The following is a 25,967-nucleotide window of genomic DNA, read 5'->3' on the forward strand; positions in this document are numbered from 1 at the left end:
CCAAGATCCAACGAACGAACGCACGCCGCGTTCCTATCTCCTCCCGCGGATCAGCGCCGAGGCGCGGGGCCAAGGTGGCATGTGGAGCATCGTCTCGACGGAGATGGCGTGGGCCGTGAAGCTGCAGCGGGTGCGCATTGCGGTGGCTTGTCAAACACGGAGCGCGAGAATGAATGGCCCGGAAGCCACGCGCGATAGTCGAGTGCCGCGAAGAGGCGTTTTCCTTCGTCCCCTCGTAACGAAGTCACCATGAACACCGTTGGTCGCCCGGAGAGAGCCTGCCAGCTCCAGGCGACGCGCGGACTGGCGAGCGGACAGACCAGAATGCGAGCCGTTCCGTAAGGCGACAGAGAGGTCGTGCCGTCGATCGTCGCCGCGCACTCGCAGGGAGCGCGCGAGGCCCAATCGGTGCGGATCGGCCCCGGCAGCACCGCCCTGCAGACCGGCGGCCCGTCACGATAGTGCGTGATGTTGTACCCCTGCGGATCAAGAAGCAGCGAGTCTTGAACCGTGATCCCAGCTTCCGCTTCCCCGAACGTTCGGGTGCGTTGTGCCGGCATGGTCCAGTCATACAGCACTTCGGTCGGGTATGGATTTTCATCGGAATCGAACGGTGTCACCAGACCTGTGATCGCGAGTTGCTCGGGCCATTCGGAAAACGGGACCGCCGCACAATCTGCCTTCAGTTCAGGCATGATCCGCTTGATCTCGTCCTCGGCAAATTCGCGCGATTGCGACATTGCATCGATCAGGCCATCCAACACACGCGGCGGATTAGCTGCCATCGCCGGCTTGGCCGGTTTGCAGGCGGCAGCGATCTCGGCGAGATCTGTCTCGTCCAGCGTCTCGAATCGAACCTGATAGCTGAGCGCATATCGGCTGAACGGCGGAAGCCGATCACTTGCAAACGGAAATATGAGGCGGAACGGCGTTTGATCCGACGTCTTGTACCAGAGCCAATAGCTAGCGGGCTCTGGCGCGATAGCTGTCTTCCACCATTCAACCGGCGTCTCGCCAATCGGCGCTGAGCCGGCGCACAGCGACTGCGGTGCAAGCCAGTCTGTCATAAGCGGCCGCCAGCCGGTCTCGCCTAAAGCGCGGCACTGCTTGTTCGCGGCGCCTTCCGACTTGAGGACGTACGTCTGGTTGCCCGCAACGAACAGGTCCAGCGACCCGCGCCTGACGCCATGAAGCTTTACCCGCATCGCGGGAAGCGTAAGGTCAGCGACGATTTCGGCCAGCACGAGCTGTGCCTTGGTGAAAGGCGCCATCAGATAAGTGCCGCGCCATTTCTCCGGCAGGCGCGGATGTGATGTTGCGCCGCAAGGGGCGAGTTGCGGCAGGTCGAGCAGCGCACGCGGTTCTTGTGCCGCCGCGGGAAAAACCATCAAGGCGGCAATCGTTACCGAAGCCATGCGCCAGCATGCGTATCGCGTTCAGGTGCTCCTGAGTTCTCCGTTCATTCCGTTCGGGTAGAAGCCGCCCTTGCTAACGCCGGTCTTGTCGGTCAGGTAGACGATACGCAGAACCTCTTGCGGCGTGCGCCGGAAGGCAATCGCATCTGACGTCGAAGGCACAAAGTTGGCTTTACCGTCGACTCTGATCCCCTCGTCTTCTTTCTCGGGGGTCCCGTCAATTTTATCCCGCGCATCGGAAATCGCGTTGGCGGCTTCCCACGCCTTCTCGCCCATCATGTAGAGCTGGGAGCGGGCCATTCCCATGTGGTAGGCCTCGACAGCAAGAATCCCGGCCGCCGCCTGCACGAATTCCTTTTTCTTGAGCAGCGGCGCCGCGCCCGCATAAGCGGTCACGCCGACGTCTTCGAACAGCATGCCGCCGAGCAGGACCGACATGTCATCGGCAAATGGATCGAAATCGGCGGGCAATCCGGCAGCCTGAGCTGCGGCCTTGAACCCGGCGTCGAAGTCGATCGCCGGTCGCGATATGGCGTTCCTGCCAAGCGTCTTGCGGTAGAAGCGAACGTGGGCCAGCTCGTTTTCCGCCGTCTCTTCGATGAACTCGCGGATCGCCTTTTCCTTGAACTGGGCCTCGTGTCCACCCACCACCCTACCGGCGTCCATGCCGGCATCGGCGTCGCTAATGCCCTTGCCGGTCGTGGCGCGCAGATAGAACTCAGCCTCCATGTATTCGAGGTTCAGGGCGAAGGTGAAAATATCCTCGTCGTCGATCGCTGCCCTTTTCTGACCGATCCCAACGCCGGTCGTCTCGCGCTTTTGCTGGGCATAGGCCTGCGGCATGAGCAATCCCGCGAGCCCTGCGACCGATAGGCCGGCGATCGACTGCCGGCGGGAAATAGGCCGGGAGATATGCAAGGCATCCATGGCGTAACCTCCTGCGTTCTGAGAGGGGCCGCGCCACTGTTCATCGCTATCCAAGGCGCATACGGGCGCGGCCTTGGCACCAGTGCCTGGTGCTCGAAGCGCACAACAGGAGACCACGGCGCAGGTTCCAAACCGCCCGGAAGCCAAGCAGCACGATCTCGTGACGCTTCCACGAAAGTCGGCCTTCGTGGTTTTAGCCAATGGTGGCACGCAGGTGGAGCGGCCCGGGCGGGCCTGTGAGCCGCAGCGAAACTGAGCCGGCGATTGCACGTCGCGAAAGCGGCAACGAAAAAACCCCGCCGGATGGGATCTCCGGCGGGGGTCAAGTCAGGGTTAGCAACGCGTTGCGAAAAACAACGCTGCGAACAATCATCGCGCTTATTATTCTGATTTAAAAGATTAATCTTTGCCCTTTAATTTTTAAATGTTGATTACATGGTGGGCGACAATCGGTCCGGTACTTCGCGGTTGCTGCCAAACAAGGCGGCCTTGCAATTCGGATTGGCGGCAAGCCCGCAGAGCGATGCTGTCCGTCGCCTTGCCGACCAGGGTGGAACATGCGCGCGCGCCGCGCATTTGTTACGGACAGCCATGGCGAACGCGCTGAACAAGTGGCCGCGGTCACGGCCACCGATCGAGCGGACCTGACCGTAGGCGCTTGATCTGGAAAGCCTCGGTCCCGGGGATAGCCACTCTTATATATCTTGTTCCCGGCGCGAAACTTTACAGGCGAAACTTACAGGCGAAACTTTACAGGAATGGCTCAAGCGGCTGAAAGTGCTGCTTCGGCTCACCGGGCATGCTGCAAATTTTTCGGCTCCGTCCGGGAACAAGTGGCAATGTTCGACGTTATCCCGCGTCTGATGGACACGGACATAGGACCCCTAAACGGCCTCGGCGCGCTTCCCCCGTGCGCTGAGGCCGTTCTTTTTTCTGCAGGCTTCACGGACCGCTTTGAGGGGTTTACCGTCACCTGCGCGACCGCTGCCGAGGCGCCCGGCGTCAAGGCGCCCTGCCCCGGATCGCCAGCGGGACGCGAGCCATCCTCACCATTCGCAAGCGAGGTGACCGCGGCATGCGTGAGGATGTTGCCGAGAAGATCCTTGATCAGCACTTCCGAATGCCCGTCTTCGGAAACTTGAGCTGCCCAGGCGGTGGCGTATCCAAAACTTTCTACAGGCGGTGCCGTTAGCCCGCCTTGACGACCTCGATCCCGCCCGGCACGCGGACGTCTCATAGGTTAAACAGTTGCGGATTGCTCGTGACGTATTCGGCCCAAAGCTCGCGCATCATCCGCCTGACGTCTTCAGCCCTGAAGCCGCTTCCATTCGGATGTCTATTTGCGAGTTGACCTGAGCGCTCGATTCCAGAAAAGGGATCGCCCGGATATGGCGTGAAGGCTGCGTCGGTCGGCTTATGGACGATGCCTTGCGGAGTAATATTGAACTGGTCGCGCCTGACTAAAGTGCTCTCCATCATCGACGTCCTGCGGCCAACAGGTAAAGGCCTGAACCGTGCAGGGAAAAGCGAGGAAGCGAGGATAAGTTCCTGGCGTTCGGATCAGACGAAAGCCGCACACCGGGTGCTGCCATTCCGGGCCCCCATGGTCCGGTGAAGGCTGGATGAACGAAGACCTCGGCAAGGCGTTTTGCCTGACGAAGCCGTGGCGCCGATGCGAAAGCCGGCGGCAAGGAGGTCAGCAACGATGAAACGCAGATCGATCTGGAAACGATACGGGTTCGCCTGGGTGACTGGAGCGCTGTTCGTGATCACCCTGTCGGGCCACTGGGTATTTGGCTGGTTCGCCTACGTGAACGAACAGCACTCGCTTCAACAGCCTGTTGAGATCAGCGGCTATACGATCGAGATGATGCGAGACACGCTGGAAAACTGGCAGTCCGAGTTTCTGCAGCTGCTCTGGCAGGTTGCAGGCCTCGCCATCCTGCTCCACGTCGGGTCTCCCCAATCCAAGGAAGGCGATGATCGTATGGAAGCGAAACTCGATGCGATCCTGCTGGCAGTCGACCCCGGAAAGGGCGATCAGCTCATCAAAGGCATCGATGATGAATATGAGGGCCGGCATACCGATCGTCGCTTTGTCCGAATGCTGGAGCAGCGCCGTTGACGTTCGTCTGAACGGCTCTGCCGCAGCTGTCGGGGCGATGCCCCCACATTGAAACCTGGTCGGCCGTCGCGGATTGTCCCCCCACACGAGGGAGAGACACCATGGCTGATCCGGAGCGCTTGAAACCAAATGACTTCCCCGTTCACGCCAACAAGAAGAAAATTATCAAAAGCGACGGCGAGGACATTGCTGAAGCCACGACGCCTGCGGTCGCGGAAGACGTCGCGGAGCGATTGAACGAAGACGAGCACCGCCGGGAAGAAGATCGGTGGGCATAACTCGTTCCGCGGCATTGATTTTGAAGGAACGCCGCAAATCAAAAAAACGCCGGGCAAAGGAAAACCCTGCCGAAGCTCGACAGGGTTACGCAGACAACCGATGGACGGCAAAGCGAAGGCATTGTCGCCCATCGGGGGAATACGCTAATTCGCCAAGATCAGTTTTCCGTGCAGACCTTCATGGTCTTCATGCCGGTTTCGGCCTCGGTTCTGGTCTTAAATATTCCGTTGTCCACGACGGTTGTCGTCGTGGTCGTCGGCTTCTTGTCAACAATGGTGCACTTCTTGGTCGTCGTGTCTCTCACGACATAGAACTCGGTGGTTTGCGCCAGGGCCGAAGTGACCGAGAATGCGACGACAACGCTTGAAAGCAAAAGCTTCTTCATGGGGCTTCTCCAGATTGATCAAGTCAGGTTGCGGTTTAGTTCACCGTGCGGACCAGGAAATAACCAACGCCGCCGACGAAGATCACGGCAGGCACCGCCCAAAGTAATAGAACTGGCATACTACTCTCCTCATGTTTGCCCACGTGGACTAACTTCGCCGATTGCCACTTGTTCCCGATCCAGTGCGCAAGGCCTGCGGACGACCGCCCTCCGCATTGTGTGTGGTGGACTATCTTCCTCGATCCGCCGGAACATTTGATCTTCTGTTCTGTTCTCCAAGAACTGTTTCAAACCTGGAGGATGTAATGAAGACTCTCGTCACTGCCGCTCTCTTGAGCGTTGCCGTTATTAGCGCCCCGGCCTATGCCCAGACCGCCCAGCCCGGCGATCGCGCTGCCCCGGCCGCGACCACCAGCCCGGCGGCTTCCAACAAGATGATGCTCAAGGGAAACTGGCGCGCATCGAAGCTCATGGGCCTCGACGTCTACAATGAAGCCAATGAGAAGCTGGGTGATGTCAACGAGATCATCCTGGACAAAACCGGCAAGGTTAGTGCTGTCGTTATCGGCGTCGGCGGCTTCCTTGGAATGGGCGAGCACGACATCGCCGTTTCCCTGGACAAGTTGAAGTTCATGGAAGAGCCCGCCCGGACCGCCTCAACCGCTCCGGCGACGACAACCGCGCCGGCGACGACGCGTGATAGCACGACCGGCGCGGCCACAGCCCCGGCCACGGCTCCCGCGCGTACGGCGGGTGCCAATGATTGGGTACCCGATCATGCCGTGATGAGCGGCAACAAGGAGCAACTCAAGGCGATGCCGCAGTTCAAATATTCGGATTACAACTAAGGTCGAAAGCGAGGGGGCCCATCTCGGGCCCCCTTTTTCTTAACGATAACCTCAACGCGGGGACTTCGGCCACGATGCGGCTATTCCTCCGGAACCTATCAGCTAACGAAAGACCCTAACTTCGGGGGCTGGCCGGGGGCGTCGTCGACGTTTGTGGCGCGGCGGGCTGCGGATCGCCGGTCCCGCGGGGCACACAGGTGCCCACGTTGCTGAGCAGCCGTTTGGCCTGCAGATCGCGCGCCCTGGCATATTCCCGCCGACGCTCGAAGTTGATGGCAGCCCCTCGGTCCCAGGCCTCGAATGCATCGGCATAGTGCTTGCGCATCTGTTCTTCCGCAGCCAGACACTCGGAGAACTTCTCAAACACCAGGTTTGTATTCACGGGGGTAATGCCGCCGACCAGGACCACGAGCATCCATTTCATCGTCCGCACCCACGCTGTTGCCCTGCACACAACAGCGAGAACGCGGTTACGTTCCAGCATTCGGGAACAGGTGGCAATGAGCGGCGTTGAACGTCCGTCTGGCGGATACCGGACATATGGAAACGGCCTCAGCGTCCTACCCCGAGGCTGGGGCCGTTTCTGCTCGCTTGTGCTCAGCGTAGCCAGCCACCTTTGGCTGGACTTGCTTTGGATGCCGTAAGCCCAAAGGACGCCGTTGGCCGCATCCACATCGAGAAGATCGAGGGACCGTTCCTGTTTGCCCACGGTGGCGGCCCGGCTGAGTACGGCGAAGGCCTCACATTTGCAATCGAGCGCGGTTGGCTCTGGAAACACGAATCCGGCCTATGTGAAGTTCACGCCGGCTGGCGCGCAGCTGTTCGCTTGAGCGTCCGGTGAAACTGGACAGGGTCACTTACTCATTTGTAGATGAGCTGATTTAAAGTGGTTCCCGAGGGGGAACGAAATATATGCGGCTCGCGTTCTAAGGGGGCGGGGCGCAAGATTGCTCGTCACTGCGAGATCCGTGGCTTCCATCTGTGATGAGAACGCCCGCTCCCGCCTTCTACAAACGGAAAGTAGCGCGCCATGCCCCAACGGCGTCGGATCCGACAAAAATTATCCCTCTCAGAACGGCTGGCGCTATACGGCAAGGCCGCGCGAGAGAAGGCTTCCCTTCTTCAACCGGGAGCTGAGAAAGACGAACTCCTTCGCAAGGCGGGACTGGCCGATACTGCGGCGCACCTCAACGAATGGGCCAGCTCGCCCGGCCTTCCGCCGCCGAAGTAGAGTCATGAAGGATTATCAAGCGTCCGTCGAAAAGCTTCGCAAGGATGCGGCCGAGGCCGCGCTGATCCGCTTGGCAACGGATGGAGCAAAGCGCGACGTCTTCAATCGTCTATACGAACCCCTCAATCGCCTTGCAGAAGTCGAGTGAGCGATGAGCGGTCAGACAGCTGGAGGACGACCATGGCTAGCGACCTGCGCATCCGTGACCTCAATGCTGAAGCCGATGAAGCTTTGGAGGCGGCGCGTACCATGCCGAACGGGCAAGCGAAGATGGAAGCCTTGAAAAAAGCCGGACGGCTGCGCAACGCTGCCGATGCTGGCGGGATTTCGTTCGCAAAGCGTGGCAGGCCACGAAAGTAAGGCCGCCTCAGTTTGGCGGCCCTTTGAGCCGTCGATAGGCGGCCCCAGCGCGACTGGCGCTGCACTGGAGGCCGCCCCAACCGCCGGCAACGGCGGCTGCTAACGGGTCAGCCAAATTACTGCAACTTGATTGATCTTCCCGAACTAGTTCGGACTACCTCGCGGCCTGGCGGGCGTAAAAAAACGGCCCCACCGTCTAAATTCCATTAAACGGGGATTGTAACTCGGAGCAGTTGCCACTTGTTCCGGTCGGCCGAGACAACTCAATGCATTGGCAAGTCGGCGCTAATTCCTCCGACGCGAGGATGGTGGCGCAAATTGGTTCCCACATGGGAACGAACACGGAGCATGGGCCGTTATCGCCTGGATAGTAGGCCCGGCCTTGGAATCAGCCTAGGCCCCGCCGCTCTTTATCAGAGGGACAGCCAAGATCGGGTGGCATCATGTTGGAGCTAATGGCGCTGGTGACCGCAGCCGTTTCGATCCCGACAATCGTAGTGCTTGGCCTGTTCCGCCTTGCTGAATTGAAGCGTGCCGAGGACCTAGAAACACCGCCCCAGGTCGATGAATGGCTTGCGTCTGAAGAGCTTCATTCGCCGAATTGAATGATTGTCACTTGTTCCCGAAATTCCGTGCCCGTTTTCAGCAAACTTACTTCTCGGCGTCATCGGAGCGGTTTGTTTTTTCCCGAGCCACCCCTGAACCACCCGCAGCCAAGCGGTTCGTTCGACCTCGCTAGGTGCGCGATCCGCTTCTCGCTGAGCCTCTGCCGTCTTCGCCTTGTAATCGTCGCGGCCCGTCATCAGCGCAAATTAGGTCGGTGCGTCCCGAAAGAACGAGGCTGCAGCATCGTGATGTTCGACCCCAGCCATTGCGGCTTGCATCAGATGGAAGACGACAAGACCTGCCAGGCCTTTCCTGTTCGGCGTGGTCGGGCTGTTTGGATCGTTTGTCGGCTGCAATCGCCAGGCTGGTCTGGGGGCGATCGGAAGTATCTGACCGCCTCACCTCTCCCGCCGCACGTCCTTGAACTTTTTCGCGGCCTTGGTCTTCCTGACGGCCATGAACTCGCCGCTCTTCTTGTTGCGCCTGGTCCAGGCGCTGGCGCCGCCGAGCTTCGTCTTACAGCTGGGTGCGTTTCTTCACCGCGCCCTTGCGCGCATTGTCGCCCTTCGGTTTGTTGACCGCCATCCTTTATCTCCGTTGGCCGCTGCCGGGAGGAAAGCCCTTAACCGGGCAGATGGTTCCAGCGAAGGAGCGATCGGTCAGCGCTGGCCGCGGTAGGCCACAAAAAGCCCGGCTCAAAGGCCGGGCTATTCTGAGGAGGTCTCACTGCTTAACTCGGAATTTTCAAACGGCCCCAACCGAGGGGCCGCCAACCCGAACGATACGGGTTTTCCTCCAGCAGTCGGGGGGCGCCTTCTGGCTGGAAGCTTCAAAACGACGCTCTGGCAATCCAATGGTTCCAGCCAAAGCGAATTGGGACACTCAAAAGATTCAACTTTGGCACTGCGAGGAATACAAAGGCATTTCGGCTCACAGGAATTGCCGGCTTGCGCCGGCCCTTCTTGGGCGGGTGATGGGAGCGCTGATTTGATGGCCTTCGCGCTCTAGCGATGCTCTGCAAAGGTTTGCGCAGCTCGGTCGCAAGGCTTGCAGCGTGCGTTTCCGGGATCAGAATACCGATGCTGCGGTGCTACCTTGGCAACGTGTTGGTCGAATAGAGTTTGAGCTCCCGTGCGGGCCGACGTTTGTTCAAATGACCTTACCGGCAGGTGCCGCTCTTCTCCGTTAGCGTGTCACCTGCGATCAGTCGCGAAGCTGCAATGACGAAATCATTGCTCTCCTGCGTCCAATTGACCCGTCGGGCAAATCAATTCCGATTTACGGAAGTTGTGTCAAGCCCCGAAATGAAAAATATTTCTGTTTACCAGAACCAAAACCAGGTGTATATCTTTGCCCATCCCGTCCTACTCAGAAGGGCGTCGGCCGTCGTCACGGACGTTGGGCGGGTTGCGGTGGACGCTGGTTTACGCTGAGACGACGGCGTGGATGAGCGTACGGCAAAACCGTGTGGTCCTGGCGCCCGTTGCAGGCGTCAAGTTGCCGGAGAAGCGTGAGCTGAACCGGCAGCGACGGAGTCAACCAAGAACTCGTCTCCGGGGAGAGCACGGCATAAGCCGTAAAGCCATTGCGCAGGGAAGGCCGGGTGTTCTCCGCTGCCCTGTATGCTCGTGTGCATTTTGTTTTGTGCTAACCGCACACGGGACCGCGGGTGCAGCGCGCACCCGGTCTTCCCTGCGCCCTCTCGATGAGAGGGCGGGAAGTCTCCAGCAAACCTCGGGCGCCATGCGTCGCGAGAAGGTGAAACTGCGTTTAGACCACGGTGCAGCAACAAACACCGCCGTCGTCCCGGCCTTGAGCCGGGACCCATAACCACAGGAAGAAGTTATGCGAAAGGTCTCTGTTACCGAGCCTTCACCGAGAGATCACGCGGTATGGGTCCCGGCTCAAGGCCGGGACGACGCGCGGAGCGAGCGCTGTGCGTCCTCGCAATAACGGTGGAGATTACTTCGCTCCCGCGCCCTTCCGCTTGCCCAAATGATACGTCAGCGCCAGCGCCACACAGTGACGCAACTCGGCTTCGGGCACCTTATCCTCCGCGCCAAGAAGGATGGCTCGGTTTCCTTCATAGCGCAGCTCCGGATAAAGCTCGCGAAACGTCTCGACCAGATTGGTCTGGCAATGGAAGTAAACCGCGTACTGCCCGGGGACCGGCTTGACCTGATCGATCCGAATGGTGCTGCCGCTTCTGGTCTCCGGCGTGAGATAGCTCGGCTGCCCCCATTTCAGCGCCTCTTCCAGCGCGCCGACGCCCTTGGTGGATTTTGCGGTGTCGAAGATCAGCCGGCGCAGCGCCAGCAATTTTGTCCGCACCGGCTTGGGATAGGCCTCGAAGACGGCTTCGACGGCGGAAGCCGGGTTTTTTGTGGGCTGCTTCTTTGCAGCTTTCGTCACGGCCATTTTCCTCACCAGTCTCCTCAGCGTGCCGTCGGCGGCGTGTCGAGATTGGCGAAAAGAATCGCCTTGCCGGCATCTTCGTAATGGGTATCGCGGGCCTGGATTTGCTGCGCGATGGCGTGCATGTCGCGAAACCGCCGCTCGAACTTGTTGGCGCTGAACACCGCGGTGGCGCCGGCCATGTGATAGGCGGTATCGACCACGGATGTCGATTGATGAATGGTCCAGGTCGCGGCGATCCGCAGCGCGATGCGGTGCTGCTCGGTGAGGGCGTCGCCGCGCGCCAGGTCGCGCCAGACTTCAGCGGCGGTGGTGTAGAGATAGGCGCGCGCGGCGCGCAGGCTCGCCTCGGTGCGCCCGATCAGGCCCTGCACGGCGTTGTTGTCGCGCATCGCCTTGAGGCCTTGCGGCGTCTTGCCGCGCGCCAGATCGGTGGCGGCATCCAGCGTCGCGCGCGCGACGCCGAGCGAGGTCGCGGCAAAGCCCATGCTGAACACCATGTTGGTGGAGAGCTTGTAGAGCGGGCCATGTTCGCGGAGCGCCGCAGGGTCGTCGCGCAGCGCCGCGAATTTGTCCGGGATGAACAGATTATCGACGGAGTAGGAATCGGTGCCGGTGCCGCGCAGACCGATGACGTCCCAGACGTCGTACATCGTGGCATCAGCCACCGGAAACAGGATCGTGCGGATTTCCGGCGAGCCGTCCGCCTTGCGCCGCGGACTGCCGTCGGCCTCGACAACCCTGACATGCGCGCCGAGCCAACTCGCCTGACGGGAGCCGCTGGCAAAATCCCAGCGCGCGCTGGCCTTGTAGCCGCCGGGCACCACCTGCACTTCATGCTTGATCGCGCCCCAGGCGAGGATGCCGGGCGCGACGTTGAAAATCTCGCTGGCGGCCTCGGCATCGAGATAGGCGGCGGTCATGGCGCAGACGCTGCATTGGCCGAGGCACCAGGCGGTGGAGGCATCGGCCTTGGCGATCTCCTCCTGCATCTGCATGAAGATCTCGAGCGGCAACTCGGCGCCGCCGAGGCTTTGCGGCAGCAACGAACGATAAAGCCCGTTCTCGATCAGGGCGGTGGTCACATCAGGCGTCAGCCGCCGCGTCCGCTCGATCTCGTCGGCGTCGCGCGCGATCAATGGCTGCAGCATGCGCGCGCGCTCGACGAGGTCGAGGCCGGGGTGCTTGTTCATGCGCTTCCTCGCATTGTCTTGTTTTGTTTGCGCGAGGGGCGATGGTGGCCCATCCGCCGCCCTCGATCAAGGCGGCGGAGAATACGCATCTCAGGCTGCGGCGCGTCCGAGATCGAGCGACGGCTGCGATGGCCGCTTCGCCGATGGGAAACTCAGCGCCACCGCGACCGCCGTAATGCCGATCGCGAAGGAGCCGACGTAGAGCCAGTTATAGGCGTGGAAAGTGTCGAACACCCATCCGCCGGCCAACGGCCCCAGCGCCATGCCGAGGCTCGCAAAGGCGGAGACCGCGCCGAACACCGTGCCCATGATGCGCGCGCCGAAATATTCGCGCACCAGCACCGCATAGAGCGGCATCACGCCGCCATAGGCGAGTCCGAAGATCACAGACAGCGCATAGAACTCGCCGAGCTGGCCGACCGCGAGATAGGTCGCGACCGACATCGCCTGCACGAACAGCCCGCCGACCAGTACCGGCTTGGCGCCGAGGCGATCGGCCATGACGCCGAGCAGCAGCCGGCCGCCAAGTCCGGAGAATCCGGCAAGGCTGTAGACGGTGACGGCGGTCAGCGGCGCGATGCCGCAGATCATCGCGTAGCTCACCATGTGGAAGATCGGCCCCGAATGCGCCGCGCAGCAGGCGAAATGTGCCAATGCCAGCGTGATGAATTGCGGGGTACGCAACGCCTGCCCGACCGTCCATTGTACTTCCGGCACGTCAGGCCCGCCGCTCACGGGTGCTGCGGCCGGCGGCGCCGGACGCACCAGGAACGATGCCGGGATCAACAGCGCCCAGGACGCGATGCCGATCACCAGCATCGCCGTGCGCCAGTCATAGGCCGTGATCAAATAGCTTGCGAAGGGTGCAATCGTCAGCGGCGACACGCCCATGCCGGCCGACACCAGCGCCACCGCGAGGCTGCGGCGATGTTCGATCCAGGCGCTCGCCGCCGCGACCATCGGCGCATAGAAACTGCCAGCCGCGATCCCGATCAATACGCCGAAGAAAAACTGGAATTGCCAGAGGCTCGCAGCCTGGCTCGCGCCGACCAGGCCGATGCCCAGCAGCACCGCGCCGGCCAAAACCACGATGCGGGTGCCGAACCGGTCGGACAGCGCGCCCCAGAAGAACGCGGCAAATCCCATGGCAAGGAAATCGATCGTCGCCGCCGCCGAGACGCCGCTGACCGACCAGCCGGTATCCGTCGCAATCGGCTGCAGAAACACCGCCAGCGACAGCATTGTGCCGAAGCCGACACAGGTCATCAGCGCGCCAGCGCCGACGACGACCCAGCCATAGGAGGAGCCGGGCTGGGAGAAACCGGCGGGCTTGCTCATGCGTTTCCTCGCGCTTGTAATATTTTTTGTGTGCGCGGGACGATGGTGACCTATCCGCCGCGGCAGAGCAAGGCGGCGGACGAATGGCCGGTCACAGGTTTTCGCATCTCACCGCCAGGGTTTGGGCGGCGCAGGTCGTTGAGCCAGCGGGCAAAGTGCGCGAAGCGCGCCTCAGCTATCCACCTTCAGCGCGGCGATGAAGGCTTCCTGCGGGATGTCGACCTTGCCGAACTGCCGCATCTTCTTCTTGCCTTCCTTCTGCTTCTCCAGAAGCTTGCGCTTGCGCGTGATGTCGCCGCCGTAGCATTTCGCGGTGACGTCCTTGCGCAGCGCGCGGACGGTTTCGCGGGCGATCACCTTGCCGCCGATCGCGGCCTGGATCGGGATCTGGAACATGTGCGGCGGGATCAGTTCCTTCATCCGCTCGACCATGGCGCGGCCGCGGCCTTCGGCCCGGGTGCGATGCACCAGCATCGACAATGCGTCGACCGGCTCGTTGTTGACGAGGATCTGCATCTTGACGAGATCGGCGGGCTTGTAGTCGGTGAGATGGTAGTCGAACGAGGCGTAGCCCTTCGAGACCGATTTGAGCCGGTCGTAGAAATCGAACACGACTTCGTTGAGCGGCAGATCATATTTCACCATCGCGCGCGAGCCGACATATGTCAGCTCCTTCTGCGAACCGCGGCGGTCCTGGCACAGTTTCAGGACGCTGCCGAGATACTCGTCCGGGGTCAGGATGGTGGCTTCGATCCACGGCTCCTGGATCTCGGCGATCTTGACCACGTCGGGCATGTCGACGGGATTGTGGATCTCGATCTCCTGCCCATCGGTGAGGTGCATCTTGTAGATCACGCTCGGCGCGGTCGCGATCAGGTTGAGATCGAATTCGCGCTGCAGGCGCTCCTGGATGATTTCCAGATGCAGCAGCCCGAGGAAGCCGCAGCGGAAACCGAAGCCGAGCGCGGCGGAGGTTTCCATCTCGAACGAGAAGCTCGCATCATTGAGGCGCAGCTTGCCCATCGCCGCGCGCAACGTTTCGAAGTCGTCGGCATCGACCGGGAACAGGCCGCAGAACACCACGGGGATCGCCGGCTTGAAGCCCGGCAGCATGTCGGTGATCGGCTTGCGATCGTCGGTGATGGTGTCGCCCACTCTCGTGTCGGCGACTTCCTTGATCGCCGCGGTGATGAAGCCGATCTCGCCGGGGCCGAGTTCGTCGACCTGCGTCATCTTCGGGGTGAAGAAGCCGACGCGCTCGACGTCATAGGCGGCATTGGTGCCCATCATGCGGATGCGGCTGCCCTTCCTCATCGTGCCGTCGACGACACGAATGAGGACGACGACGCCGAGATAGACGTCGTACCAGCTGTCCACCAGCAGCGCCTTCAGCGTCGCCTCGCGGTCGCCCTTCGGCGGCGGCAGGCGGGTGACGATGGCTTCCAGCACGTCGGGAATGCCAAGCCCGGTCTTGGCCGAGATCATCACCGCGTCGGCGGCGCTGATGCCGATCACGTCCTCGATCTGCTGCCTGACCTTTTCGGGTTCGGCCGCGGGCAGGTCGACCTTGTTGAGCACCGGCACGATCTCATGACCCGCGTCGAGCGCGTGGTAGACGTTGGCGAGCGTCTGCGCCTCGACGCCCTGGCTGGCGTCGACCACCAGCAGCGATCCTTCACAGGCCGCCAGCGAGCGCGAGACTTCGTAGGCGAAGTCGACATGGCCCGGCGTGTCCATCAAGTTGAAGATGTAATCCTTGCCGTCCTTGGCATGGTATTTCAGCCGGACCGTCTGCGCCTTGATGGTGATGCCGCGCTCGCGCTCGATATCCATGGAATCGAGCACCTGCTCCTTGCCCGCCATTTCGCGATCGGTCAGCCCGCCGGTGGTCTGGATCAGGCGGTCGGCCAGCGTCGATTTACCATGGTCGATATGGGCGACGATGGAGAAGTTGCGGATGTTGGAAATCGGGGCAGTTGTCATGGGGCGCGGGATAGCATTCACATCCCCGTGCGGCAACCATATTGCTGTATTTTAAGGGGCATTCTTCACGCCAAGCCGATTCCACGCGCGCCAAAAACGCGCTACGCACGGGTCCATGTCGACTGCATCAATTTTACCCGCCGCCGCGCGTTCCAGGCGCAGATGGTCCGTCCGGCGGCTGGCGGCATGGCTGGCCGCGCGCGCCAGCGATCCCAAGGGCGCTTTGTGGCTGGTGAGCGGCTTTGCCGTGGTCCATGCCGCGCTCTGGACGCTGATCCTGGTCAATCTGAAGACCGGCCAGGACATCCATATGGACGTCGCCGAGGCGTTCGGCTGGGGCCAGAAGTTCCTGCTCGGCTATGGCAAGCATCCGCCGCTGTCGGGATGGGTCGCGGGCGCCTGGTTCAGGCTGTTCCCGGTCACCGATTGGGCGACCTACGCACTGGCGATGGCGACGCTGGGCTGCGGGCTCGTGATCTGCTGGCTGCTGGCGCTGCGCGTGGTCAATCACCGCCGCGCCTTCCTCGTCGTGGTGATGCTCGCGCTCTATCCGATCTTCAACTTCAAGGGCTTCAAGTACAATCCGGACCTGCTGCAGCTGGTGACGCTGCCGCTTCTCGTGCTGGCCTATCTCGACGCATTCGAGAAGCGCAGCGTGAAATCCGGATGGTTGCTTGGGATCGCCGGTGCGCTGGCGCTGATGACCAAATACTGGGCGCTGACCATGATCGGCGCCATCGGCCTCGCCGCGCTGATCCACCCGCAGCGCCTGCAATTCCTGCGCTCGCCGGCGCCGTGGGTGGCCATCTTCGTGCTCGTCGTCGCGATGTTCCCCCACTTCCTCTGGCTCAGGGACGTGAACTTCGTCCCGTTCACCTATGCCGGCGAAATCTATTCGCTCACCGACCGCCGCATGATCGATAACCTGGCGCTCGGTTATGTCGGCCATAATCTCGCGCTGCTGGCGTTGCCGGTGGTGCTGGCGGGAGTAGCGCTGGCGTGGCCGTCGCGCTGGCGCAAGCCGTCTTTTGCGTTCTGGTCGCGCGGTGCGAATGTCAGCGTCAACCGCGCACAGGCGCTCAATGTCTGGCTGATCCAGGCGGTGGTGGCGATCGGGCCGCCGCTCGGCGCGGTGCTGTTCCAGGTCTACATCAAGACCGATTGGGGCATCCCGCTGTTCTTCCTGGTACCGCTGGCGCTGATCGCGATCCCGGCGCTGCGCGTGCGGCAGCTGGCGCTGTTTCGGCTGACCGCGACCTGGCTGGTGCTGACGCTGGCGGTGTTGGTCGTATCGCCGCAGATCGCTGCCTACGATGCCGGCCAGCATCGCAACGAAGGCGCCAGCTACCGGGCGCGCTCCGAACTTGCGCGCGAGCTTACCGAGGTCTGGCACCGGCGGTTTTTCTCAGCCTTGCCCGTGGTGGCCGCCTACAGCGATATCGGCCATCCCGTCACCTTCTACAGCGTCGATCATCCGGCGGTCCTGACGCCGTACGAGCCGTGGTCGTCGGGCCTGACCTCGCTCGAGGAGGCCAAGCGATCCGGCTTCATCGGGATCTGCGAGACCGGCGACTGGAAGTTCGAAAGATGCGAGGCATGGATGAAGGACCATGCCGCCAATGGCGAGCGCATGGTGATCACGACGCGAAGGTTTTTCTCAGGGGGCCCGGGCCCTGCCACGATCTGGAACGTGATAGTGGTGCCGCCGGAAAAGAAATAAAAAGGGAATTGGGGAAACGCATGAATCTCGATTTGACTGGAAAGACCGCGCTGGTCACCGGCTCGACGCGCGGCATCGGTCTCGCAACCGCCATCGGGCTTGCGCGGATGGGTGCGGAAGTCATCGTCAACGGAAGAGAGCAAGCCGCCGTCACCGAAGCCATGTCAAAGGTTCGGCAAGCCGCGCCTGCGGCCGAGGTGCACTCGGCGGCGGTCGATCTCGGGGGCGCCGAAGGCTGCGCCGCGCTTACGGCGCAGTTCCCCGAGGTCGACATCCTCGTCAACAATCTCGGTATCTACGAGCCGAAGGGATTCTTCGATATCGAGGATTCCGACTGGACGAGGATGTTCGAAGTCAACGTCATGAGCGGCGTGCGTCTCACCCGGCATTATCTGAAGCGGATGCTTGATAACAAGGACTGGGGCCGCGTCGTGTTCGTCTCCAGCGAATCCGGCGTCTTCATTCCCAAGGAGATGGTTCACTACGGCTTCTCCAAGGCCGCCCAGCTCGTGGTGGCGCGCGGCGCCGCCGAACTCACCAAGGCGACCAACGTGACCGTCAATTCGGTCATGCCGGGGCCGACCTGGGTCGAGATGGCGCCGGTGCGGCTGGCCGCGCGTGCCAAGGGCATGGGAACGACCGTCGACGACCTCGTCGCGCGCACCTTCAGCGAACGGCGGCCGGCCTCGCTGTTGCAGCGCTACGCCGAGCCCGAGGAGATCGCCAATCTGATCTGCTACGTCTGCTCGAAAGCCTCCAGCGCCACCAACGGCGCCGCGTTGCGCGCCGACGGCGGCATCGTCACCAATCCGTTTTGACGAGACTCCCTCGCCCCGCTCTTGCGGGGTCGAGACGAGCTATGCTCGCTCTTAGAGGGTTGGGGTGAGGGGCTCTATCCGCAAGCTCGATGTTGCGGTTGGACCTGTACCCCCTCACCCGGATCGCAAGTGCGATCCGACCTCTCCCGCAAGCGGGGCGAGGTGACAAAGAGGCGCTGGTGCCTCACACGCCTTCTTCGTTGAACTTGTCGGCGACAAGACCCGCGATCGCATCGACCGCGGCCTGCGCCTCTGGGCCGGTGGCGGAAACCGTCACCGTGGTGCCGGGGCCTGCGGCCAGCATCATCAATCCCATGATCGAGGTGCCGCCGACGGTCTCATTGCCGCGCGTCACCCAGACCTCGGCGTTGAAACGCTCGACCATCTGGACGAATTTGGCCGACGCGCGCGCGTGCAGTCCGCGTTTGTTGATGATGAGAAGTTCGCGGGAAATGGCGCCTGAAGGCACGCTCGGCCCGACGTCGTTTCCGGGCGCGGCCTCGTCGCTCATTTGCCGGCAAGCACGCGGCTGGCGATGGTGACGTATTTGCGACCGGCTTCCTGGGCCATCGCGATGGCGTCCGGAAGCGAGCGCTCTTCGCGCACCTTGGCAAGCTTCACCAGCATGGGAAGGTTGATACCTGCGAGTACTTCCACCTTGGGGCGGCTCATGCAGGAGATCGCAAGGTTGGAGGGGGTGCCACCGAACATGTCGGTAAGGATAGCAACTCCATCGCCACTGTCGACGCGATTCACCGCTTCGATAATGTCGCTTCGACACAAATCGGAGTCGTCCTCGGCCCCGATCGTAATCGCTTCAATTTGTTTCTGCGGACCCATGACATGTTCGAGCGCCGCCCTGAACTCGTCGGCAAGGCGCCCATGGGTCACAAGCACTAGACCAATCATCGGAAACTCCTCGCGGGTGCTTTTGGTGCACCGCACGAACGCGCCACTTTGACCATCCAGAGGCCCCGCGCAAGAGGGCATCTTGGCTATTCTCCCGGAAACTTGGTGGCAGAGAGGGGAGCCTGCGCCGGTCTTATTCGGTCGCGATAGTGGGGCTTATATGGTTACCAAACCCCTTCACACAATCGGCCGTATTATTACCGGAAGGTGAACTTTCAGTTGTCGTCAGCGCGGCGACAACCAGCGGAAGAGGCTGAAAGCCGCTTCCGACAGGGATTCTCGGTATTGAAACACCATTAAGACTGACTACGAGGGCTTCCGGCGGCGGCAGCCGTTCCGCATCATCAGCCGCGAGATCAACAACCAGGCCGACTACCGCCTCGCTGATGCAATCACAGCGACGAATCCCGAGGCCGCGGATTTCGATCAGGCCGGCCAGTTCGGCCGCCGAGCGGACCCACAATTCTCCGGCCAGTGTGCCCAGATGGACACGGTCATCGCCCACCAAAACGGCCGGTGGAACCTGGCCGGTACGGCCGGCCATAATCAGGTCGAAGGCCAGCCGTGACTTGCCGGAACCCGAGGGCCCGCGGATCAGGACGGCGCGGTCGCCAACCAGCACCGCGGAGGCGTGCACGCTGGCATTCTCAGTCATGGCGTCGGCAGCCTGACCACGAAGCGCGCGCCCGATACCGTCGGGTTGCCGTCGGCGTCGGCCGGACCGGACCGGTTTTCCGCCCAGATGCGCCCGCCATGGGCCTCGATGATCTGCTTGGAGATCGACAGGCCGAGGCCAGAATTCTGGCCAAAACCCTGATGCGGCCGGTCGGTGTAAAAGCGCTCGAAGATGCGTTCGAGCGCATCCTCGCCGATGCCCGGGCCGTCGTCGTCGACCACGATTTCGATTTCCGAACGCACGCGGCGGCAGACGATGCGCACCTTGCCGCCGGCGTGGGAGAACGATTGAGCGTTCGACAGCAGGTTGGAGATCACCTGGCCGAGCCGCGAATCATGGCCGGGAACCGAGAAGGTATCGGTCGGGCTGCGGCCCTCGAAGCGCGCCTCGACGGAGACGTCGTGGCCGAGCTTGGTTTCATTGGCGACCGAGGTCAGCGTCGTCAGCAAGCGCCTGAAATCGACCGGGGCCATATCCTGCCGCTGCAGTTCGGCATCGAGGCGGCTGGCGTCGGAGATGTCTGAGATCAGCCGGTCGAGCCGCCTGACGTCGTGTTCGATGACGGCGAGCAGCCGCGCGCGGCTGTTTTCGTTGCGCGCCAGCGGCAGCGTTTCCACCGCCGAGCGCAGCGAGGTCAGCGGGTTCTTCAGTTCATGGGCGACGTCGGCGGCGAACATCTCGATCGCCTCGATGCGGCTGTAGAGCGCGTTGGTCATGTCGCGCAGCGCGCCGGAGAGATGGCCGATCTCGTCGCGGCGGCGGGTGAAGTCGGGAATTTCGACACGGGTCTGGATGCGGCGGCGAACGCGCTCGGCGCCGTCGGCCAGTCGCCGCACTGGACCGGCGATCGTGCTCGCCAGCAGCAGCGACAATACGATCATGACGGCGGAGGCGACGCCGCCGATTTTCAGGATCGCCCAGCGCTCGGCGCCGACCATCTGGTCGATGTCGTCGCCCTGGGTCGTGAGCATCAGCGCGCCACGCACCGCGCGGAAGTGCTGCACCGGCACCGCCACCGACACGATGACCGCGCCGCGCTCATTGACGCGGACCATGCTGCTCTTCTGGCCGCCCAGCGATTGCGCGACTTCCTGATAGCCTTTGCCGCCCTCGGGGCCGAGTTCGCGATAGATCGGCAGATCGCCGCGATTGAACCAGGTACGGATCGCGGTCAGCGTCCGCTCGGCGATATTGGGCTTGTCGGCCGACGGTGGTGGCAATTCGAACCGCAGCACGTCGCCGCGGGCAAACAGATTGCGGCTGTCCAGGATAAGCCCGCCTTCTCGGTCGAAAATACGTGCGCGCGTCTTGGTCGGCGCGATCAGACGGCGCAACACCGGCGCGACGCGCTCCGGGTTGATCGGAAAGTCGGAATACTCGTCCGGGATGCCATAGCTTTCTCCGGGCTTCAGATCGAGCAGGCGGTCGGGATCGACGGTGATGGTGCCGCCCTCGACGGTGGCCGAGGTCGCGACCGCTTCGGAGATGATCTCGGCATACACCAGCAAGCTCTGTGCGCGCGCCTCGATCAGGCCGGCGCGGAACTGCGACAGATAGAGGATGCTCGCCACCAGCGCGACGAGGCCCGCCAGGTTGAGCGAGACGATGCGGCGGGTGAGACTGGAGAAAGAGAGTGCAAAGAAGAATTGCCCGGCGCGACGGAGCCAGCCCAGCGGCCGCCACCAGCCCTGGCTCTGCGCCTTGTCGTCGGCAACGTAATCCCGATCGAGGGACGCAGATGCGTCCTCGTTGTTCCGGCCTCGATCAGGCTGCGTTCGATCTAGCAATGGCTAAAACTGCCGGTTGTCTCGACTGTCCCTGCAAAGCGCTGCTCGCGCGCTCAATCCTACCCCAGACGCGCCAAGGCGTCAGTTAACGAGCCGCTTGAGCATGATCCGGAAAAGTGGACACCGGTTTTCCGAAAAGATCATGCTCAAACAAAAAAGACCAAAAGTGCAGATCAGGCTTCCTTGAAGCGATAGCCGACGCCGTAAAGCGTCTCGATCATCTCGAAATCGTCGTCCACCACCTTGAACTTCTTGCGCAGCCGTTTGATGTGGCTGTCGATGGTGCGGTCGTCGACATAGACCTGATCGTCATAGGCCGCGTCCATCAGCGCGTTGCGGCTTTTCACCACACCGGGCCGCGTCGCCAAGGCCTGCAGGATCAGGAACTCGGTCACCGTCAGCGTCACCGGCTCGTTCTTCCAGGTGCAGGTGTGACGCTCCGGATCCATTCGCAGCAGGCCGCGGTCGAGCGCACGCGCATCCGGCTCCTTCGGTGCGGCGGTCGGATCCTTGGGCTGTCCCCTGCGCAGCACGGCCTTGACGCGCTCGACCAGCAGGCGCTGGGAGAACGGCTTGCGGATGAAATCGTCGGCGCCCATCTTGAGGCCGAATAATTCGTCGATCTCTTCATCCTTGGAGGTGAGGAAGATGACCGGCAGATCGGACTTCTGCCGCAGCCGCCGCAGCGTCTCCATACCGTCCATGCGCGGCATCTTGATGTCGAGGATCGCAAGGTCCGGCGGCGAGGTGCGGAAACCATCGAGCGCCGACGCACCATCCGTATAGGTCATGATGCGATAGCCTTCGGCTTCGAGCGCGATCGAGACGGAAGTGAGAATGTTGCGGTCGTCATCGACCAAGGCGATTGTGGGCATGAGCCTGCTTTCGAAAGAGAAGTGGCTTAAACGGCGGGCAACTCAGCCATGCGCCGTATAAATGAGCTTCGTATTCGGTCTACGAGCAATGCAAGCTGGGCTGAAGTGTGACCGAGTTCCGCAAAACGTTCCGCGAACGATGCGTAGCCCCCATATAGCACCCTCAAGGCCTGAGAAAAGGCCCTTTTTGCAGTAAAATGGCTGGAAAACCCATGCAACCGACCGCTGATTTTAATCCTTCCAAACTGGCCCGCTCGCTGCTGCGGCGCAGCCGGCAGGGCGCGTTGGGAACCCTGATGGCCGGCAGCGGCGACCCCTATTGCTCGCTGGTCAACATCGCCTGTCATTTTGATGCGTCGCCCATCCTGCTGATCTCCCGGCTGGCGCTGCATACGAAGAATATTCTGGCCGATAACAGGGTCTCGCTGATGCTGGACGAGCGCGCCGCCGGCGACCCCCTGGAGGGCGCCAGGATCATGCTGGCAGGCCGGGCCGAGGAGGCCGCGGGCGAGGCGGCCGAAACCTTGTGCCGGCGCTACCTCAACGCCCATCCATCCGCGCAAGTCTTTGTAAATTTTAAGGATTTTTCGTTCTTCCGGATCGTGCCAACCGGCGCCCATCTGGTCGCCGGCTTTGGCCGGATCATCGACGTGACCCCCGAGCAGTTCCTGACCGATGTCAGCGATGCCGAGGGGCTGTTGGAAGCCGAACAGGGCGCCGTGGAACACATGAACGAGGATCACCGCGAGGCGATGAACCTCTACGCCACGCGCCTGCTCGGGGCAGGTAGCGCCGACTGGGCCTGCACCGGCTGCGACCCCGATGGCATGGATATGCAGGCAGGCAGCGTCACGCTGCGGCTGGATTTCCCGGAACGGGTCACCAACGGGACTGCCTTACGCAAGATGCTAGTCCGGCTGGCGGGCGAGGCCCGGGCCAAAGAGCCCGCCAGTCCTTGAGCGCCGGAATTTGAACGGCGGCAGCCGCTCGCGCGACCTAATCCACACTCCCGCGCGAATTGGCCAAAGGTTAAGCCCGCATCATGAATTCCCGCACTCGAGTGATCCTGCTTGCAGGGCTCACGCTTTTCGCAAGCACGTGTCTCAGCGCGCCGTCCTCGGCGCAAAAAAGCGAGACCGCGGCGCTCAGCGCCAAAATCAACGACCTCAGCCGCGCCGGAAAATATGCCGAAGCTGTCGCGCTGGCGCAGGGGCAGGTCGAATCCCTGGAGAAGAAATACGGCCCCGCGCATCGCGACGTCGGAGCCGCGCTGAATAATCTGGCGCAGCTTTATGGCAGTCAGGGCAGGGACGCTGACGCCGAACCGCTGTCGAGGCGAGCGATCGCGATCCTGGAGAAGACAACTGGCGCCGGATCGCCGGAGATCGCTGCCGCGCTAAACAATCTCGCGGCGCTCTATCAGCGCCAGGAGCGCTACGCCGAAGCTGAGCCGCTGTTCAAGCGGGCGCTGGCGATCCGTGAGCGGTCGCTGGGATCCGGGCATCCCGACGTCGCGCAGTCCCTGAACAATCTGGGCACCCATTACGAGAAGCAGGGCCGCCATGACGACTCCCGGCCGTTGTTCAGGCGCGCGCTGGCAATCTATGAGAAAGCGGCGGGTCCTGAACATCCGGCGGTCGCGACGCTTCTGAACAATCTCGGCCAGGTCGAGAAGGTCGAGGGCCACTTTGCCAAAGCGGAGCCGCTGATCAAGCGCTCGCTGGCGATCCGCGAGAAGGTGCTCGGCCCCGATCATCCCGACGTGGCACGTTCGCTGAACAATCTGGCGGAGCTCTACGATGGGCCGACGGACCGCGTCCGCGAGGCCGAGCGGCTTTTCGAGCGGGCGCTGGCAATCCGTGAACGCGCGGTCGGTCCCGATCATCCCGATACCGCCAGATCCCTGAACAATCTGGCGCTCTTCCAGGCGAATACAGGTTATCCGGAAAAGGCGTTGCCGCTGGCATTGCGGCTGGTCGCAAGCGGGCGCGGCGAACTCTATGCCGTCCTTTCGGTGCTGGCGGATGCCGAGCGCAACAAACTGATACCGACCGATCAAGCGCTCGATGCGATGCTCAATGCGATCCAGCGCGGCACGCAGTCGTCGGCGGCATCGGCCGTCAACAAGCTGGCGGTGCGGCTCGCCGCCGGCAACGATCGGCTCGCCGAACTGGTGCGCCGGGACCAGGATCTCGCCGCGGAAGCGGAGGCGTTGGACAGGGCGCTGGTGGCGGCGGTCTCGAAAGAGCGATCGAAGCGCGACCTTGCGGCCGAGCAGCGGAGCAAGGCCCGGCTCGCCGCCATTTCGAGCGAACGGCCGTCACTGCAAAAGACCTTGTCTGCTGAGTTTCCAGATTACGCCGCGCTGTCTAATCCGCTGCCGATGACGGTGAAGGAGATCCAGTCGTTGCTGTCAGGCGACGAGGCGATGGTGCTGCTCACGGCCACGGTGAAGGACAGCTACGCCATTGCGATCACGCGCGAGGGTTTTGACTGGTCCCCGATCGGGCGTGGCTCGGAAGAGATGTACAAATTGGTCGCGGATTTCCGCCGTGGACTGGATATCGCCAATGCCGGCGATGCGTCCGGCAAATCCACGCTGTTCAATCTCGAATTCTCCCACTGGATGTACAACCACCTGCTGGGACGCGTCGAGACGCGGCTAAAGGGCAAGCGCAGCCTTTTGATTGTTCCGACAGGCGCGTTGACGGCGCTGCCGTTTCATTTGCTGGTGACGGAGAAGCCGCCGGCCGCGATCCCGGAAAAACTCGACGGTTACCGCGATGCCGCCTGGCTGCTCAAGCGTCACGCGGTGTCGGTGTTGCCGTCGGTCGCAAGCCTGAAGACGCTGCGGGCGATTGCCCGCAGGGATCAAACCACCAAACCGATGACCGGTTTCGGCGATCCGCTGTTCAATCCGTTGCAGGATAGCAGCGGCGACAAGCGCGGCGCAGCCAAGCCGGCGGCGATCAAGTCCGCGGCGCGCGGCGTCACCAACGTCGCCTATACCGACTTCTGGCAAGGCGCCGGCGTCGATCGCGCGCGGCTCTCTCGCGTGCTGTCGCAATTGCCTGACACCGCCGACGAACTCAATGCGGTCGCAAAGGATCTCGGCGTTTCCGAAAGCGATATTCATCTCGGCGAGAATGCCAGCGAAACCACGGTCAAGCGTGCCCGGCTCGCCGATTACAGCATCGTCTATTTCGCCACCCACGGCCTCGTCGCCGGTGACGTGAAGGGGATCGCTGAGCCCTCGCTGGTGCTGAGCATTCCGAAGCAGCCGTCCGAACTCGACGACGGCCTGCTCACGTCGAGCGAAGTGGCGCAGCTGAAACTCAACGCCGATTGGGTGGTGCTGTCAGCCTGCAACACGATCGCCGGCGACAAGCCTGGCGCCGAAGCGCTTTCGGGATTGGCGCGATCGTTCTTCTATGCCGGCGCGCGTGCATTGCTGGCGTCGCACTGGGCAGTGGATTCCGCGGCCGCCACGCGGTTGACGACATCGACGTTCGACCGGCTCAAGGCCGACCCGAAGCTTGGCCGGGCCGAGGCGCTGCGCCAGTCAATGCTGGCCTATCTCAACGATGCTTCCTCGCTCCGAAATGCCTATCCGGCATTCTGGGCGCCGTTTGCGCTGATCGGCGAGGGTGCGACCCGCTAAAATCAGATTGTGCGACGCAATAACTGAATGGTAGCGCTATCGCGCGGCTGATGGTCGCGCGTTGAGCGTGCGTGTTCGCCCCCGCGCCGCAGCAAGTGCTTGATCTGGATCAAGGCCTTGTCTGGAATAAACCAAAACGCGTTGGATCGGCTTGGCAAGCACGGCGTTGCCAAGTATTAGGTCGCCGGACCGGAGCCGGAAGGCTATATTCAGTGGTCACCGCGACAGAAGCGCGTTTAGCGGCATTCGCGCGATCGAGATACGCGGGTTCGAGGAGGTTCTTCGTGCAAGAGACGGGTCTACGTAACGGTGCCTTTGGCGCCGATAAATTCGGTTTAAAGAAACTCAAAGAGGTTCGCTGGAACCTCGGAGCGCCGCAGCTCTACCAATATTCGCTGTCGTCAGGCGAAGCCGTG

The 25,967-nt window shown here is 62.3% G+C and carries 24 protein-coding genes; 10 read left to right on the forward strand and 14 right to left on the reverse strand.

The window, feature by feature from the left end; genetic code table 11:
* Positions 1–50: 50 nt before the first annotated feature.
* From JQ558_RS31705 to JQ558_RS31715, 3 genes are all read right to left on the reverse strand, one after another.
* On the reverse strand, positions 51–1,415 hold the full coding sequence (locus tag JQ558_RS31705) for a hypothetical protein (RefSeq protein WP_212296251.1): 1,365 nt from the start codon (positions 1,413–1,415) through the stop codon (positions 51–53).
* Positions 1,416–1,436: 21 nt separating this feature from the next.
* The gene (locus JQ558_RS31710) at positions 1,437–2,342 is read right to left on the reverse strand and encodes a ferritin-like domain-containing protein (protein WP_409363390.1); all 906 of its coding nucleotides are present in this window, start codon (positions 2,340–2,342) and stop codon (positions 1,437–1,439) included.
* 1,233 nt (positions 2,343–3,575) lie between these two features.
* Positions 3,576–3,821, reverse strand: a complete 246-nt coding sequence (locus tag JQ558_RS31715) for a hypothetical protein (protein ID WP_212208230.1) — start codon at positions 3,819–3,821, stop codon at positions 3,576–3,578.
* Between the two features lie 226 nt (positions 3,822–4,047).
* Between JQ558_RS31715 and JQ558_RS31720 the strand changes: the two genes are divergently transcribed.
* Both JQ558_RS31720 and JQ558_RS31725 read left to right on the forward strand, forming a co-directional pair.
* On the forward strand, positions 4,048–4,467 hold the full coding sequence (locus tag JQ558_RS31720) for a DUF6766 family protein (RefSeq protein WP_212208231.1): 420 nt from the start codon (positions 4,048–4,050) through the stop codon (positions 4,465–4,467).
* 101 nt (positions 4,468–4,568) lie between these two features.
* The gene (locus JQ558_RS31725; RefSeq protein ID WP_212208232.1) at positions 4,569–4,745 is read left to right on the forward strand and encodes a hypothetical protein; all 177 of its coding nucleotides are present in this window, start codon (positions 4,569–4,571) and stop codon (positions 4,743–4,745) included.
* A 158-nt stretch (positions 4,746–4,903) separates the two neighbouring features.
* Here the strand turns inward: JQ558_RS31725 and JQ558_RS31730 are convergent, their stop codons facing one another.
* Positions 4,904–5,131 (reverse strand): hypothetical protein, encoded by a 228-nt coding sequence (locus JQ558_RS31730; RefSeq protein WP_212208233.1) that lies wholly within the window; start codon positions 5,129–5,131, stop codon positions 4,904–4,906.
* 305 nt (positions 5,132–5,436) lie between these two features.
* Here JQ558_RS31730 and JQ558_RS31735 point away from each other — a divergent pair, with 305 nt between their 5' ends.
* Complete coding sequence (locus JQ558_RS31735; RefSeq protein ID WP_212273157.1) at positions 5,437–5,979, forward strand: PRC-barrel domain-containing protein; 543 nt, start codon at positions 5,437–5,439, stop codon at positions 5,977–5,979.
* Between the two features lie 115 nt (positions 5,980–6,094).
* Here JQ558_RS31735 and JQ558_RS31740 read toward each other — a convergent pair whose 3' ends face one another.
* On the reverse strand, positions 6,095–6,403 hold the full coding sequence (locus JQ558_RS31740; RefSeq protein WP_212272789.1) for a hypothetical protein: 309 nt from the start codon (positions 6,401–6,403) through the stop codon (positions 6,095–6,097).
* Between the two features lie 811 nt (positions 6,404–7,214).
* Here JQ558_RS31740 and JQ558_RS31745 point away from each other — a divergent pair.
* From JQ558_RS31745 to JQ558_RS31755, 3 genes are all read left to right on the forward strand, one after another.
* On the forward strand, positions 7,215–7,358 hold the full coding sequence (locus JQ558_RS31745) for a hypothetical protein (protein ID WP_212296252.1): 144 nt from the start codon (positions 7,215–7,217) through the stop codon (positions 7,356–7,358).
* Between the two features lie 32 nt (positions 7,359–7,390).
* On the forward strand, positions 7,391–7,570 hold the full coding sequence (locus JQ558_RS31750; protein WP_212296253.1) for a hypothetical protein: 180 nt from the start codon (positions 7,391–7,393) through the stop codon (positions 7,568–7,570).
* Positions 7,571–8,025: 455 nt separating this feature from the next.
* Positions 8,026–8,175 (forward strand): hypothetical protein, encoded by a 150-nt coding sequence (locus JQ558_RS31755; RefSeq protein WP_212208237.1) that lies wholly within the window; start codon positions 8,026–8,028, stop codon positions 8,173–8,175.
* Between the two features lie 1,963 nt (positions 8,176–10,138).
* Here JQ558_RS31755 and JQ558_RS31760 read toward each other — a convergent pair.
* The 4 genes from JQ558_RS31760 to lepA form a co-directional block, all read right to left on the reverse strand.
* Complete coding sequence (locus tag JQ558_RS31760) at positions 10,139–10,594, reverse strand: DUF1801 domain-containing protein (RefSeq protein WP_212277064.1); 456 nt, start codon at positions 10,592–10,594, stop codon at positions 10,139–10,141.
* Positions 10,595–10,611: 17 nt separating this feature from the next.
* On the reverse strand, positions 10,612–11,784 hold the full coding sequence (locus tag JQ558_RS31765) for an acyl-CoA dehydrogenase family protein (RefSeq protein WP_212277062.1): 1,173 nt from the start codon (positions 11,782–11,784) through the stop codon (positions 10,612–10,614).
* 90 nt (positions 11,785–11,874) lie between these two features.
* On the reverse strand, positions 11,875–13,122 hold the full coding sequence (locus tag JQ558_RS31770) for an MFS transporter (protein WP_212209796.1): 1,248 nt from the start codon (positions 13,120–13,122) through the stop codon (positions 11,875–11,877).
* Positions 13,123–13,293: 171 nt separating this feature from the next.
* Positions 13,294–15,105, reverse strand: coding sequence for a translation elongation factor 4 (gene lepA, locus JQ558_RS31775; protein WP_212209795.1), 1,812 nt, complete (start codon positions 15,103–15,105; stop codon positions 13,294–13,296).
* 115 nt (positions 15,106–15,220) lie between these two features.
* Here lepA and JQ558_RS31780 point away from each other — a divergent pair, with 115 nt between their 5' ends.
* Positions 15,221–16,825 carry a glycosyltransferase family 39 protein gene (locus JQ558_RS31780; protein ID WP_212296254.1) on the forward strand — a complete coding sequence of 535 codons (1,605 nt, stop codon included), beginning with the start codon at positions 15,221–15,223 and terminating at the stop codon, positions 16,823–16,825.
* Between the two features lie 20 nt (positions 16,826–16,845).
* Positions 16,846–17,643: an SDR family NAD(P)-dependent oxidoreductase gene (locus tag JQ558_RS31785; RefSeq protein WP_212209793.1), complete on the forward strand. Its 798-nt coding sequence runs from the start codon at positions 16,846–16,848 to the stop codon at positions 17,641–17,643.
* Between the two features lie 184 nt (positions 17,644–17,827).
* On the opposite strand, the gene JQ558_RS31790 is transcribed toward JQ558_RS31785, so the two are convergent.
* The 5 genes from JQ558_RS31790 to JQ558_RS31810 form a co-directional block, all read right to left on the reverse strand.
* Positions 17,828–18,154, reverse strand: a complete 327-nt coding sequence (locus JQ558_RS31790; RefSeq protein WP_212209792.1) for an HPr family phosphocarrier protein — start codon at positions 18,152–18,154, stop codon at positions 17,828–17,830.
* Positions 18,151–18,552, reverse strand: a complete 402-nt coding sequence (locus JQ558_RS31795) for a PTS sugar transporter subunit IIA (protein ID WP_021076632.1) — start codon at positions 18,550–18,552, stop codon at positions 18,151–18,153. The genes JQ558_RS31790 and JQ558_RS31795 overlap by 4 nt, the downstream gene beginning before the upstream one ends.
* A gap of 133 nt (positions 18,553–18,685) precedes the next feature.
* Positions 18,686–19,207 carry an HPr kinase/phosphorylase gene (locus JQ558_RS31800; protein ID WP_212296255.1) on the reverse strand — a complete coding sequence of 174 codons (522 nt, stop codon included), beginning with the start codon at positions 19,205–19,207 and terminating at the stop codon, positions 18,686–18,688.
* Entirely contained in the window at positions 19,204–21,015 is a 1,812-nt protein-coding gene (locus tag JQ558_RS31805) for a sensor histidine kinase (RefSeq protein ID WP_212296256.1), read from the reverse strand. The genes JQ558_RS31800 and JQ558_RS31805 overlap by 4 nt, the downstream gene beginning before the upstream one ends.
* A 173-nt stretch (positions 21,016–21,188) precedes the next feature.
* Positions 21,189–21,890: a response regulator transcription factor gene (locus JQ558_RS31810; protein ID WP_016843287.1), complete on the reverse strand. Its 702-nt coding sequence runs from the start codon at positions 21,888–21,890 to the stop codon at positions 21,189–21,191.
* 212 nt (positions 21,891–22,102) lie between these two features.
* On the opposite strand from JQ558_RS31810, the gene JQ558_RS31815 reads away from it, so the two are divergent.
* Together JQ558_RS31815 and JQ558_RS31820 are read left to right on the forward strand one after the other, a co-directional pair.
* Entirely contained in the window at positions 22,103–22,849 is a 747-nt protein-coding gene (locus tag JQ558_RS31815) for a HugZ family protein (protein ID WP_212296257.1), read from the forward strand.
* Positions 22,850–22,932: 83 nt separating this feature from the next.
* Positions 22,933–25,551, forward strand: a complete 2,619-nt coding sequence (locus tag JQ558_RS31820) for a tetratricopeptide repeat protein (RefSeq protein ID WP_212296258.1) — start codon at positions 22,933–22,935, stop codon at positions 25,549–25,551.
* Positions 25,552–25,967 lie beyond the last annotated feature (416 nt).

This window comes from Bradyrhizobium sp. AUGA SZCCT0160 (genome assembly GCF_018130105.1).
Lineage (GTDB): Bacteria > Pseudomonadota > Alphaproteobacteria > Rhizobiales > Xanthobacteraceae > Bradyrhizobium.

Excerpts from the sequence above, each read along its gene's own strand:
- JQ558_RS31705 (WP_212296251.1), bottom strand. The coding sequence starts at position 1,415 with ATGGCTTCGGTAACGATTGCCGCCTTGATGGTTTTTCCCGCGGCGGCA.
- JQ558_RS31710 (WP_409363390.1), bottom strand. The coding sequence starts at position 2,342 with ATGGATGCCTTGCATATCTCCCGGCCTATTTCCCGCCGGCAGTCGATC.
- JQ558_RS31715 (WP_212208230.1), bottom strand. The coding sequence starts at position 3,821 with ATGATGGAGAGCACTTTAGTCAGGCGCGACCAGTTCAATATTACTCCG.
- JQ558_RS31720 (WP_212208231.1), top strand. The coding sequence starts at position 4,048 with ATGAAACGCAGATCGATCTGGAAACGATACGGGTTCGCCTGGGTGACT.
- JQ558_RS31725 (WP_212208232.1), top strand. The coding sequence starts at position 4,569 with ATGGCTGATCCGGAGCGCTTGAAACCAAATGACTTCCCCGTTCACGCC.
- JQ558_RS31730 (WP_212208233.1), bottom strand. The coding sequence starts at position 5,131 with ATGAAGAAGCTTTTGCTTTCAAGCGTTGTCGTCGCATTCTCGGTCACT.
- JQ558_RS31735 (WP_212273157.1), top strand. The coding sequence starts at position 5,437 with ATGAAGACTCTCGTCACTGCCGCTCTCTTGAGCGTTGCCGTTATTAGC.
- JQ558_RS31740 (WP_212272789.1), bottom strand. The coding sequence starts at position 6,403 with ATGAAATGGATGCTCGTGGTCCTGGTCGGCGGCATTACCCCCGTGAAT.
- JQ558_RS31745 (WP_212296252.1), top strand. The coding sequence starts at position 7,215 with ATGAAGGATTATCAAGCGTCCGTCGAAAAGCTTCGCAAGGATGCGGCC.
- JQ558_RS31750 (WP_212296253.1), top strand. The coding sequence starts at position 7,391 with ATGGCTAGCGACCTGCGCATCCGTGACCTCAATGCTGAAGCCGATGAA.
- JQ558_RS31755 (WP_212208237.1), top strand. The coding sequence starts at position 8,026 with ATGGCGCTGGTGACCGCAGCCGTTTCGATCCCGACAATCGTAGTGCTT.
- JQ558_RS31760 (WP_212277064.1), bottom strand. The coding sequence starts at position 10,594 with ATGGCCGTGACGAAAGCTGCAAAGAAGCAGCCCACAAAAAACCCGGCT.
- JQ558_RS31765 (WP_212277062.1), bottom strand. The coding sequence starts at position 11,784 with ATGAACAAGCACCCCGGCCTCGACCTCGTCGAGCGCGCGCGCATGCTG.
- JQ558_RS31770 (WP_212209796.1), bottom strand. The coding sequence starts at position 13,122 with ATGAGCAAGCCCGCCGGTTTCTCCCAGCCCGGCTCCTCCTATGGCTGG.
- lepA (WP_212209795.1), bottom strand. The coding sequence starts at position 15,105 with ATGACAACTGCCCCGATTTCCAACATCCGCAACTTCTCCATCGTCGCC.
- JQ558_RS31780 (WP_212296254.1), top strand. The coding sequence starts at position 15,221 with ATGTCGACTGCATCAATTTTACCCGCCGCCGCGCGTTCCAGGCGCAGA.
- JQ558_RS31785 (WP_212209793.1), top strand. The coding sequence starts at position 16,846 with ATGAATCTCGATTTGACTGGAAAGACCGCGCTGGTCACCGGCTCGACG.
- JQ558_RS31790 (WP_212209792.1), bottom strand. The coding sequence starts at position 18,154 with ATGAGCGACGAGGCCGCGCCCGGAAACGACGTCGGGCCGAGCGTGCCT.
- JQ558_RS31795 (WP_021076632.1), bottom strand. The coding sequence starts at position 18,552 with ATGATTGGTCTAGTGCTTGTGACCCATGGGCGCCTTGCCGACGAGTTC.
- JQ558_RS31800 (WP_212296255.1), bottom strand. The coding sequence starts at position 19,207 with ATGACTGAGAATGCCAGCGTGCACGCCTCCGCGGTGCTGGTTGGCGAC.
- JQ558_RS31810 (WP_016843287.1), bottom strand. The coding sequence starts at position 21,890 with ATGCCCACAATCGCCTTGGTCGATGACGACCGCAACATTCTCACTTCC.
- JQ558_RS31815 (WP_212296257.1), top strand. The coding sequence starts at position 22,103 with ATGCAACCGACCGCTGATTTTAATCCTTCCAAACTGGCCCGCTCGCTG.
- JQ558_RS31820 (WP_212296258.1), top strand. The coding sequence starts at position 22,933 with ATGAATTCCCGCACTCGAGTGATCCTGCTTGCAGGGCTCACGCTTTTC.